Raw genomic sequence first — 12405 nt, forward strand, 5'->3', positions numbered from 1 at the left:
TAGGCCTCCTCGTATGAATATCAATTCAATTATCGAATTTGTCCGAGACGTATACAAAACGAATGAGTTTATTCCTTTGCATGCGCCAGTTTTTGATGGCAATGAAAAAAAATATGTATTAGATACACTTGAAAGCACGTTCGTTTCAAGCGTAGGCAAATATGTCGATGACTTTGAGCGCAAGATGGAGGCTTATACTGGAACGGCGAGAGCTGTTGCGACAGTAAATGGTACTGCGGCATTAAGTGCTGCGCTGTATCTAGCTGGGGTGAAGCGCGGCGACTTAGTGGTTACCCAAGCGCTGACTTTTGTTGCAACCTGTAATGCACTTTATCATTTGGGGGCTGAACCTGTATTTATAGATGTTTCGCCTGTCAGTCTCGGTCTTTGCCCTGTTGCGCTGGATAGCTGGCTTTCTGAAAATACCGAGCTGACTGAGCATGGGTGCCAGCATCGTACGACACATCAGATTGTTCGCGCTGTGGTGCCAATGCACACTTTTGGTCATCCTGTTGAAATGGATGAACTTATTGCGGTCTGCAAGAAGTGGCGAATTGTTCTGGTAGAAGATGCGGCAGAAAGCTTGGGTTCCTTTTATAAGGGGCTGCATACTGGTACGCTTGGTGAGTATGGGGCTCTGAGTTTTAATGGAAATAAGATTATCACTACTGGTGGTGGTGGCATGGTTTTTTGTCGCGCGTCTGAGGAAGGTGTGCGAGCGAAGCATGTCACCACAACCGCCAAGGTTCCACATCCATATGAGTTTTACCACGATGAGCCTGGTTTTAACTACCGTATGCCCAACCTGAATGCTGCTCTGGGATGCGGACAAATGGAACGATTGGATATGTTTTTAAAGCAAAAACGCACGCTTGCCCAGCGTTATCAAACATTCTTCGAAGGGTCTGAGTTTAAATTCGTTAAAGAACCTCAATATGCTCAGTCTAATTACTGGCTTAATGCCGTAATCTGTGAAAACTTGGATTCACGTGACGCTATTTTGGCACAAATGAATGAAGCAAAAGTGATGACACGCCCGATATGGAAACTGATGCACCGCTTACCAATGTTTGAGCACGCAATGCGGGATGATCTTAAAAACTCTGAGCAAATTGAGGCTCGCTTGGTCAACTTGCCTAGCTCTCCTGTGGAATAAGTGCGATGACAACAACAACACGCAAGGTCGCAGTTTTTACCGGAACTCGAGCAGAATATGGATTACTCTATTGGTTAATGAAGGACATCCAGAGTGACGAGGAACTGCAACTGCAACTGCTCGTCAGTGGTATGCACCTTTCCCCTGAATTTGGCAATACATGGCAACAGATTGAGCAGGATGGTTTTTCAATTGATGAGAAAATTGAAATTTTGCTCTCCTCTGATTCTCCGGTCGGTATAGCAAAAAGCATGGGGTTGGGGGTTCTGGGGTTTGCTGATGCATTATCCCGGCTGAAACCTGATGTTTTGGTCATTCTTGGCGATCGTTTTGAAGCTCTTGCGGCGGCGCAAACCGCGATGATTCTTCGTATTCCTGTTTTCCATCTACATGGCGGTGAAATTACTGAAGGTGCCTACGATGATGCTATTAGGCACGCCATCACGAAATTGAGTTATTTACACGGTACTTCCACGGAAGAATATAAAAACCGTGTCGTTCAGTTGGGTGAAAATCCGGCTCGTGTTACTAATGTGGGTGCTATTGGGTTAGAGCATCTGAAGCGTAGCAAGTTTATGACGGTCGAAGAGTTATCAACATCATTGAATTTTTCGCTAAAAAAGCCGTATGTACTTGTCACATATCATCCGGTTACTTTAGGTGATGAGCCTGCTGAGGCGAGCTTTACAGCATTGCTGGACGCGCTTGATAAATTTCCCGAGCTTCAGGTTATTCTGACCTACCCGAATGCGGATGATGGCGGCAGAAAAATTATTCCTTTACTTGAAGCCTATGCTGCTAAATCACCTGAACGCGTCAAAGCTATCCCGTCACTTGGACAGGTGCGTTATCTCAGTGCGGTTAAATATGCTTCAGCGGTGGTGGGAAACTCTTCCAGCGGCATAATTGAGGTGCCTGCTCTCGACGTTCCTACGGTAAATATTGGCGTGCGTCAAAAAGGGCGTATTGCCGCGCAAAGCGTACTCAATTGTGATGCTACAACGGAATCTATCACTGCTGCACTAACGAGTGCGATTTCGCGAAGTTACATAAGGGAAGGAGAAAAAATAACCAATCCTTATGGGCAAGGGAATGCGAGTGCTAAGATCATTGAGATGATCAAATCCATGAATTTTGTACCGAGCAAGACATTCTACGACATTAAGTGAAATTATATGACGCTTATTATTGCTGAAGCCGGTGTTAACCACAACGGCGACGAAAAACTGGCTTTTAAACTTGTTGATGTTGCTCATAAAGCAGGTGCTGATATCGTCAAATTTCAGACGTTCAAGGCGAAAAACTTGGTAACAGCTGAAGCAGTACAGGCGGACTATCAGGTTGCGAACACTAAAAAGCAAGAATCACAGTTAGAAATGCTAAGTCGGTTGGAGCTTTCATGGGAAGCTCACCACAAGCTGGTTAGTTATTGTAATAAACTTGGTATCGAATTCCTTTCTACCGCCTTTGATTCCGAGAGCTTGGATTTTCTTGTTAATGAGCTTGGCGTCAAAAGGCTAAAGTTACCTTCAGGTGAATTGACTAACGCGCCTTTGGTACTTGAGCATGCGCGCACTGGTTGCGACATTATTGTCTCAACGGGAATGGCGACATTGGCTGAGATTGAGGCCGCGTTGGGTGTTATTGCTTTCGGATATACAGCGCCTGAAGATGCAGTGCCGAGTATTGAAGCTTTTCAGCGTGCGTACTCCTCTGAGGTTGGTCAAAAAGCGCTAAAGGAAAAGGTTATCATTCTTCATTGCACTACGGAATATCCTGCGCCAGTGGAAGAGATTAATCTACGTGCTATGGATACGTTGCGTCAGGCGTTTGGATTGCCTGTGGGGTATTCCGATCACAGTGAAGGGATAATGATTCCTGTGGCCGCTGTTGCACGTGGTGCGGTTGTGATCGAAAAACACTTCACACTAGATAAAAACATGGAAGGACCGGACCACAAAGCATCGCTGGAGCCCGTTGAACTGGAGGCAATGATTGCCGCTATTCATCAGATAGAAAAAGCGCTAGGGAATAGCATTAAAGCGCCTACTGTGTCAGAAATCAAAAACAAGAGTGTTGCGCGAAAAAGCCTAGTTGCTGCAAAAACTATTATAGCGGGGGAAAGCTTCACACCCGACAATCTGGCAATAAAGCGTCCTGGTACAGGTATGTCTCCTTATTTATATTGGAATTTAATAAATAAAGTTTCTGAAAATGATTATTTGCCGGGGGAGTTGATTAGTGAATGATAATCTTCAGAAAAAACCACTTGTTATTATTGGTGGGGGAGGGCACGCCAGCGTAATTGTTGATATTTTGAAAAGACAGAAGCGAGAGATTGTTGCTATTATTAGCCCTGATGATATCACTCAGCGAAAGGTATATTCAGGAATTGATGTTTTTTCGAATGATAATGAAATCTTTCGTTTCCAACCAAAGGATATTCGCTTAATTAATGGAATTGGGGCCTTACCAGACTCGGAAGTTAGGTATAAAGTTAATTTGTTCTTTGAAAAAATGGGCTATTGTTTTGAAACAATTGTAGCTGATAACGCATATGTGTCACCCTTTGCCTTTTTGGAAGAAGGAGTACAGATATTTCCTGGTGCCATAATTCAACCAGGGACACATATTGGTGCCCATACTATTATTAATACCCGTGTAGTCATTGAGCATGATGTGTCTCTCGGTGCATATAACGTAATCTCTCCTGGGGCTATAATATGTGGGCAGTGTAAAACTGAAGAGCGTGTATTCATTGGTGCAGGTGCAATTGTTATTCAGAATATTGAAATCGGATCAAGAGCCGCAATCATGGCAAACGCATTGGTAGCAGAAAATATACATCCACAACAAAAAGTTTATGCATCACGCGGTATAGTCAGATAATGTTTCAGAAGGTATATAATGAATCAGCAATGGAAAAATGTATTAATCTCACCAGATAGCTCGATACTTGAAGCACTCGAAATTATCAATAACGAAGCATTAAGAGTTGCGTTGGTAGTTAATGAGAATAACACGTTATTAGGAGTCATTACCGATGGTGATATTCGAAGAGGAATTTTGAAAAACCTGCCTCTGACTGCAGAAGTACACCAGGTTATGAATAAAAAACCCGTAACGGCAAGTCCAGTTCTTTCCAAAAAAGAGCTCAATAATCTGATGTCATCGCATGGGATACTGTCTATACCAATAGTCGATAAGGGTATCATTGTGGGGCTGGAGACTATTACAAGTATCGCTGCAACGGAAAAATATGATAATCCTGTTTTTATTATGGCCGGAGGGTTTGGTACTCGTTTGAGACCACTCACTGATAATTGCCCTAAACCAATGCTTAAAGTAGGTGATAAACCTATTTTAGAGACAGTGGTAAGAAGTTTTGTTAAAGCAGGGTTTAGTAATTTATATATATCAACCCATTTTCTTCCAGATATGATTCATCAGCACTTCGGTGATGGTGATGCGTTTAATGCAAAAATCACCTATATACATGAAGAAACTCCCTTAGGTACGGGAGGAGCGCTGGGATTGCTTCCTGACTCCTTATCAGATTCTTTGCCACTCATTATGATCAATGGTGATGTGCTTACCAATATTGATTTTGAGCGGTTACTATCATTTCATAATAATAACAATGCGGATGCTACAATCTGCGTAAGAAAATATGACTACCAGATCCCATATGGTGTTATAACAGGTAATGGTAATAAAATAGTCAGTATGGTTGAAAAGCCAGTACATCATTTCTTTGTTAATGCAGGAATCTATGTTGTTTCTCCCGATATTTTTAAATCAGTACCCAAAAACCATCGAATTGATATGCCGACGTTACTCGAACAATTTATGAGTAAGAATAAAGAGATACTAATGTTCCCGATTCATGAGTATTGGCTTGATATAGGGCGAATAGATGATTTTAATCGGGCACAGGCCGATATTCATTCTTTAGGGCTGGATTAAAATGAAAAAGGTCGCTGTAATCGGGTTGGGAAATATCGCAACAAGACATCGCCACAATCTTAAAAAACTTTTTCCAGGAATTATTGTTTTTTCTATGTCTTCAAGTGAGCGAGTGCTATCCGAGTTAGTGAGTGACTGTGATGGTTACTTAGCTAATGTAGATGCTATCATACAAGAGCAAGTCGATTTTGTAATTGTAGCATCACCAGCAACTTACCATTTACGGCATAGTGAAAAACTTTTGGCAGCAGGAATTCCTACTTTTATTGAAAAACCTGTTACAGCTTCGTTTGATGACGCTAAGAAGTTACATGAAATAGCTGAAAGACACTCAACTCCGGTGGCTATAGGATATTGTTTACGCTATTTGCCTTCTGCAAAAATAATTAAAAAAATAATTGAGGATAAATTTATTGGCAGTATTTACAATGTCAATATTGAGATTGGTCAATATCTGCCGGATTGGAGACCGTCAAAATCATATCGTGAAAGTGTATCAGCAAGTAAAGTTTTGGGTGGCGGAGCGCTACTCGAATTAAGTCATGAGCTGGATTATGCGCAATGGCTATTTGGTGAACTGAAACTTGTGAATTCAGTGCTACGGACTTCGTCAGAACTTGAAATGGATGTCGAATCTTTAGCTGATATTATAGTGATAAATTCCGCCGGTTCGCTTATTAATATCCATCTTGATTTCCTTCAAAAGAAACCATGGCGACAATGTCATATTATTGGCAGTAAGGGACGAATTGTCTGGGATCTCATCCGCAATGAAATCATTCATCATACTCGACAGAGTACCGATATTATCTTTAGTGATCCTGGCTGGGATAAAAATGGTATGTATACAGATATGCTGCTCGACTTCATTGCGGAAATATCCGGGAGTGATAACAACTGTGTGACATTAGAGTCATCAATAAATATTGTTAGCTTAATTGATAAGATAAAAGAAACAAGTCAATGCCTTGGAGAAGTTCAATGAAAATAAACGCTTTTATATTTGCACGTGGGGGATCAAAAGGATTACCTGGTAAAAATATTAAACCTCTAGCAGGCAAACCTCTCCTGCAATACTCTATTGAGACTGCCAAACAGAGTCCTTCGATTTCCTCAATATATGTTTCAACCGACGATGATGATATTGCTCTCGTTGCAGAAAATTGTGGTGCTACTGTTATTCGTAGACCGGCGGAGCTTGCCGGAGACACTAGTCCAGAATGGTTGGCATGGCGTCACGCAATTGAGTGGGTTCAGAAGGAAGTGGGGGATTTCGATGGCTTTGTAAGTTTACCGACTACAAGCCCTTTGCGAAGTGTCGATGATGTCGAATGTGCTATTGCTAAAATAGTCGAGTCTGGTGCTGACATATGCATTTCAGTCACTCCGGCGAGCAGAAGTCCTTATTTTAATATGGTAAAATTTCACGAAAGTGGTTATGTGAGGCTTGTCAATGAACCGGAAGAGAAAGTGCTCAGACGGCAGGATTCACCAGACGTATTTGATATTACTACTGTTGTGTACGCGACAACGCCAAAATTTGTTTTGAATAATTATGGGCTATTCTCAGGCAAAGTTGCAAGCATTATTGTGCCTAAAGAACGTGCCGTTGATATAGATGATATTTTTGATTTTTACATGGCGGAAATTTTACTTAAGGAATTGAATCGTGGCTAATATACTTAAAGGGAAAAAAATCCTTATTGCTGGTGCCGGTGGATTGCTAGGCACTCATCTTGTTAAAAAAGTCATAGATGAAGGTGGTTATGTTATTGCCGGTGATTTTGACTTAGTGTCAACACAGAACAAATTAAATGAGCTGGGTATCACAACTGGATATGAATTACATCAACTTGATGTAACAAGTCTTGAATCTGTTCAGGAAATACTAGCCATTGCACCTGATCTGGATGGTGCTATTAATACGACTTATCCTCGAAATAAAACTTATGGTGCCCACTTTTACGATGTAACGCTGGAAAGTTTCAACGAAAATCTTTCGTTACATCTTGGAAGTTCATTTCTTTTCTCACAACAGTGTGCAGCATATTTCAAAAAAAATCAGCGTTCATTTTCACTTGTAAATATTTCTTCTATTTATGGTGTCGTGGCACCAAAATTCGAAATATACGAAAATACTAAAATGACGATGCCTGTTGAATATGCAGCAATAAAATCGGCATTGTTACATTTAAACAAATATATTGTGGCTTATGTTAGAGATAGTCGATTTAGAATTAATGCTGTAAGTCCTGGTGGTATTTTTGATAACCAACCATCTTCATTTCTGGAAGCATATAAAGAACATACAATGGGAGCTGGAATGTTAAATGTAGAATCTGTCTTGGACTCTATCATTTTCCTTTTATCGGATGGCTCGCAATATGTAACAGGTCAGAACATCGTTGTTGATGATGGATTCTCTATCTGATTATTTACTCTAGACATTTTTAGATAAACGACATCTAATGCTCGGAAGGTGGGGGTATTTTGGATAATAGAAACTTATTCTATGTTATTAGAATATTTCAGTTCTTACTAAAATTTGGGTTGATTCTTTTCATACCCAATTTTTTAAATACAGAAAATTTAGGGTACTATTCATATATAAATACAGTGACCAATGTATTTATTATATTGTTTGGCATGGAACTTTGGTATTTTTATAATCGAGAGATAACAATAACAAAAAAAGGAAAATATTCAGAAATACTGTCTGAGCAATATGCTGGATATATTGTTTTTTACATAATATTGCTACCACTTCTTATTGTTTTTTTTTATGATTTTACTATTGGTGTTATTGTTAAAGCAGGTGCATTTGCCATATTATCTCATTGGGTACAAGAAATTAATCGTAATTTGATTTATTTGTCAAGGCTTACTGAAGCAGCTGTTATTAACTTAGTTCAGTCTGGTTGGGTTGTATTATTTCTTTTTGCGAAGGAAGTTAATATCAATCAGACTTTAAATGCCATGATTGTCGCTCTTGTTGTGTGTGTCGTATTGGGGCAATTTTACCTTCCAGAGCTAAAGATTTTCTCTTTTTCGGCGTTTAGTTTTTTTTCTTTTAAAAAACTATATTTAAATCTCATCGTTGCAAGATGGCTTTTTATCTCCTCTATATCTATGCGTTTAGCTGTTTCTCTGCCTGTCTTATATTATAAGAGCACAAACAACATACATGACTTGGCTATATTTACCTATTTCTATGCTATAGGTACAGGGATAGAATTTTTTATTTATCATTTTGTGCAAGCTAAATTTATGGGGAGGCTATTAAAGACTTTTGTTACTGATATTAAGCAGTATAAAAAAGTTAAAAAATCATACTTAATACAAAATTCAGTACTGTGTTGTATACTTTTGTTTGGGGCTGTAGGTTTCTCATATGAGATCCTGCCTTATGTCGTCAAAAATAGAATTATCACAGAGTCTGTTTCTTTAGGAATTATTGTTATTGTTGGTATTTCAGTAATAAACATGACTAATTACTATTCTGTAGTTCTTTATTCGCAAAAGAAAGATATTGCTAATGTATTTATCCCTCCGTTTTCGTTACTTTTATCATTGTTTATAGTTTTGATTCTGTATCTTATGAAAATAAACGAGTCAATGCTCGGTTATTATTATTTTTTGATTTTTTCAGCTCTTATTGCATTGTTGCGATTATATTTATGGTATAAGTATGATGAACAAAAAATACATATTAACATTTCTTAGTTTTTTCTTAATAATAAATTTGTACTTAGATTTAACATTGTATGGTATCGAAAGTTTTTTTCTTATCGTGTTCGTTTTTTTTATTATCAAGGCCAATTCTATTAGAGTTGCTTTCTCGCTATTTCTAATGATTTTATTATATTTGCTGACGTTATTGTTTTCTGGCAAACTTGGAAGCATGAATAGTGAATTCCTTTCATTCTCCCAATTTTTTATCGCAATATTGGTGTTCATTTCTTTGTGTGAATATTCAGACTATTTGGATAAATACACATTTAATAAACTCGTTTTCTGTGCACTGTTGTTTGTGTCCACTATTTCGGTGCTTCAATACTATCATTTGGATGGTGGGTTAATTTCTGAAATACGTAGAACTATTCACCCGGGGGTATATGATTTATCAGAAGAGTTAAAACGCGATGAAAGCATAACTCTTTCAGGTATAACAAGACCCGTCGGTTTGGCAAAGGAGTCATCGTATCTTAGTATATTTATCGTCTTCTGCGGTTATTCCATTCTTGCGTTAGGGAGTCGATTGCAGAAAATTGTGTTCTTAATACTTCTTTCTTTTTTCTTCTATACAAATACCTCACCCATGTTGGGTATCGTGTTCGTGATATGGGGGACTCATTTGTATTTCAGTGTAAGAAATAATAATTTAAAGATGTTAGCCGTTTTATGGTTTTTTCTGATGGTTTTTATTGCAATGTTAGTATTGAAAAACAGGATTGAAGTTGTAACTCATCAGAGTTTAGGTTGGGATTTTTTATTTGAAGTATATAAAAAAGGTCTGATAACAACTGAATCAAGCTTGGGAATACGTCTTTTTAATCCATTTATTACCATGGTTAATGTGTTAAAAGATAATTTCTTATTCGGGGCTGGCTTCTCAAACATCCCATTTATAAAATTACATTCAGAGGCTTTGGTTTTTACTCCCAAAAATATATTAAGCAATGCTTTAGCCTCTGGATTTATCTATGTAGGGAGCGTTGGTATACTTTTAATTATACTGGCGGTGAAGCCATTCCTGATAACCAAAATGAGTGTCTTTGTATCGTATTCAATAATTCTTTCTTTTTGTGGCGGCGGTTTTTTTACTATTAGATACTGGTCACTTTTATTTTTATTTATGCTAATTTACTCACTTTCTCAAAGGTCGAGAAAAAATGAAATTTTTTCGTGAAATTGATGTGCTAATTATCTTTGAACATATTAGCAGAGAGCTTGAAACATGCTTTTATATGAAACTGGAACTTGAAAAGTTAGAATTGAGCTGTGAACTGGCTCCTTTGCATTTCAATCGATATGTGACAAATATTAGATTTAAGCCAAGAATTGTAGTTTTGCCGTTTCTTAATAGCAAAGATGATTTTACGTTGCAGAAGATTAGAGATATTTATGGTGAAGATGTTATAGCATTGAATTTACATCATGAACAATTATATAATGAATCTACAAAAAAATTTATGCTTCCAAAAGATAGCTATTCGAGGGAAACCTATCATCTCGCATGGACAGAAAGTTTTTATTCTGACCTAATTGTGGCTGGCGCTAAACCTGAAAAAATAAAAGTTTTGTGTAATCCGAGATTTGATTCGTTCTGGTTAGATTCAGGAGAAAGATTTTCTCTGAGTGAGTCTTATGAGGAAGTTATCTTCTTCCCGACGACTTTTGCATGGGCTTTTGTTTCTGAAGACTATTTTCTATCTTTGGGTCATATATCTAAGGACAGATTTTATCGGATGAAAGAGATTACAGACAAAGCAGCTCAGGCGTATTTTAATGATATTAAGAAATTAGCTGACTCATTCCCTGAAAAGCTATTTCTTGTAAGACCTCATCCCTATGAAGATATAAATTATTTTCATAATAAATTTTTAGAGTATTCTGGACTTGCTGTTCTGCCTGAGAATATAAAAATTGAACGGTGTGGTAATGTATATGATTGGATAAAAATAGCTTCAGTAGTTATTGGATGGTGTACTACAACTAATATGGAGGCAGCCATGTGTAAAAAATGTAGTGTTGTCTATCATCCAACATATTATCCAGCAGACATGAATCTGAGCTTTTTTAAGGATTTTGATATTGTCAATAAATATGAAGAATTAGTCGATATTGTCTCAGGACTCAACAGAAAGCTGTTGCCAGATGATACCTTATCAAAATTTTCTAAATTATATGGTTTTCCTCTCAGTCCTGTTTGTCCAAATATTGCTCGTTGGATTCGGGATATTTTATTAACTCATAACAATTCAGAAGAACAGTTTAATGGTAAAAACTATTTAGTTAATATTATCTATGTGATTTTTAAAGATATACCTAAGTATTTGCTTATTAAACTTAAGTTGATGCATATCTTCAATAAGAATTACTCGGGATTATATGAAGATTGTGTCACTTATGGTTGGATAAACAAAAAATATAAACAGTTTAAAAATAAAAATGGTTGAATAATGATAGATTATCTTATTGTTGGTAGCGGACTCTTTGGTTCAGTATTTGCCTTCGAAGCAAATAAGCGTGGTTATTCTGTAAAGGTTATTGAAAAAAGAAATCATCTTGGAGGTAATGTCTACTGTGAGAATGTTGCTGGTATAAATGTCCATAAGTATGGTGCTCATATATTTCATACGAATGATAAAAAAATCTGGGATTATGTTAATGAATTGGTTGAATTCAATAATTTCATCAACTCTCCAGTGGCTTTATCGAAAGGTCAATTATATAACTTGCCTTTTAATATGAACACATTTTATAAGATGTGGGGGGTAATTTCACCAGATGCAGCAAAAAAAATAATTTCAGAGCAGAGTTTAGAAATTACTTCTGAACCCTGTAATCTTGAAGAGCAAGCTATTTCATTAGTTGGTCGAGATATCTACGAAACTCTAATAAAAGAATATACTGAAAAGCAGTGGGGACGTTCCTGCATTGATTTACCATCGTTTATTATTAAAAGACTCCCGGTTAGATTCACATACGACAATAACTATTTTAAAGATAAATATCAAGGGATCCCAATTGGAGGTTATAATAAAATAATCGAAAAACTTCTGTCTGGCATTGATGTGGAATTAGAAGTTGATTATTTTTCTAAGAAAAAAGAATTTGATGGAAGTGCAAAATCAATAGTCTATACTGGTCCAATAGATAGATACTTTGACTATCGATTTGGTCGCTTAGAATATCGCTCTTTAAAATTTGAAGAGCAAATACTTGACACCTCAAACTATCAAGGGAATGCAGTGGTAAATTATATTGATAAGGAGTTTGATTTTACTCGGATCATCGAACATAAGCATTTCGAATTTGGCACTCAGGATAAAACTGTTATCACGAAAGAATATCCTAAAGAATATGAGGATGGTGACGAATATTTCTATCCTGTAAATGATAAAAAAAATAATTCTAGGTATGCTAAATATAAGCTTTTAGCCAATGATTTGGAGAATGTGATTTTTGGTGGGCGTTTAGCCGAGTATAAATATTATGATATGCACCAAGTTATAGCCTCCGCTCTTAGCTTAGTTGACAAAACCTTTAAAAAATAATTT

The 12405-nt window shown here is 37.3% G+C and carries 12 protein-coding genes; all 12 read left to right on the forward strand.

Annotated features, from left to right (window positions below; genetic code table 11):
- Window positions 1–13: 13 nt before the first annotated feature.
- The 12 genes from ATB02_RS07810 (at window position 14) to glf (ending at window position 12402) form a co-directional block, all read left to right on the forward strand.
- Window positions 14–1156, forward strand: coding sequence for a LegC family aminotransferase (locus ATB02_RS07810; RefSeq protein ID WP_033865604.1), 1143 nt, complete (start codon window positions 14–16; stop codon window positions 1154–1156).
- A gap of 5 nt (window positions 1157–1161) precedes the next feature.
- Window positions 1162–2325, forward strand: a complete 1164-nt coding sequence (gene neuC / locus ATB02_RS07815; RefSeq protein ID WP_105271366.1) for a UDP-N-acetylglucosamine 2-epimerase — start codon at window positions 1162–1164, stop codon at window positions 2323–2325.
- 6 nt (window positions 2326–2331) lie between these two features.
- Window positions 2332–3405 (forward strand): N-acetylneuraminate synthase, encoded by a 1074-nt coding sequence (gene neuB / locus ATB02_RS07820; protein WP_105271367.1) that lies wholly within the window; start codon window positions 2332–2334, stop codon window positions 3403–3405.
- Entirely contained in the window at window positions 3398–4045 is a 648-nt protein-coding gene (locus ATB02_RS07825; RefSeq protein WP_105271368.1) for an acetyltransferase, read from the forward strand. The genes neuB and ATB02_RS07825 overlap by 8 nt, the downstream gene beginning before the upstream one ends.
- 18 nt (window positions 4046–4063) lie before the next feature.
- The gene (locus tag ATB02_RS07830) at window positions 4064–5122 is read left to right on the forward strand and encodes a nucleotidyltransferase family protein (protein WP_033865600.1); all 1059 of its coding nucleotides are present in this window, start codon (window positions 4064–4066) and stop codon (window positions 5120–5122) included.
- Between the two features lies 1 nt (window position 5123).
- Window positions 5124–6107, forward strand: coding sequence for a Gfo/Idh/MocA family protein (locus ATB02_RS07835; protein WP_105271369.1), 984 nt, complete (start codon window positions 5124–5126; stop codon window positions 6105–6107).
- A complete protein-coding gene (locus tag ATB02_RS07840) occupies window positions 6104–6799 on the forward strand; it encodes an acylneuraminate cytidylyltransferase family protein (protein ID WP_105271370.1) in 696 nt (231 codons plus the stop codon). Before ATB02_RS07835 ends, ATB02_RS07840 begins: the two co-directional genes overlap by 4 nt.
- Complete coding sequence (locus ATB02_RS07845; protein WP_105271371.1) at window positions 6792–7553, forward strand: oxidoreductase; 762 nt, start codon at window positions 6792–6794, stop codon at window positions 7551–7553. The genes ATB02_RS07840 and ATB02_RS07845 overlap by 8 nt, the downstream gene beginning before the upstream one ends.
- A gap of 59 nt (window positions 7554–7612) precedes the next feature.
- Window positions 7613–8845 (forward strand): hypothetical protein, encoded by a 1233-nt coding sequence (locus tag ATB02_RS07850; RefSeq protein ID WP_105271372.1) that lies wholly within the window; start codon window positions 7613–7615, stop codon window positions 8843–8845.
- A gap of 307 nt (window positions 8846–9152) precedes the next feature.
- Complete coding sequence (locus ATB02_RS07855) at window positions 9153–10031, forward strand: hypothetical protein (RefSeq protein ID WP_157945204.1); 879 nt, start codon at window positions 9153–9155, stop codon at window positions 10029–10031.
- Window positions 10015–11301 carry a hypothetical protein gene (locus ATB02_RS07860; RefSeq protein WP_105271374.1) on the forward strand — a complete coding sequence of 429 codons (1287 nt, stop codon included), beginning with the start codon at window positions 10015–10017 and terminating at the stop codon, window positions 11299–11301. Before ATB02_RS07855 ends, ATB02_RS07860 begins: the two co-directional genes overlap by 17 nt.
- A gap of 3 nt (window positions 11302–11304) precedes the next feature.
- Entirely contained in the window at window positions 11305–12402 is a 1098-nt protein-coding gene (glf, locus tag ATB02_RS07865; protein ID WP_105271375.1) for a UDP-galactopyranose mutase, read from the forward strand.
- The last annotated feature ends 3 nt before the right edge of the window (window positions 12403–12405 follow it).

The organism is Escherichia sp. MOD1-EC5189, from assembly GCF_002966045.1.
In the GTDB taxonomy this organism is placed as follows: Bacteria; Pseudomonadota; Gammaproteobacteria; order Enterobacterales; family Enterobacteriaceae; genus Escherichia; species Escherichia coli_F.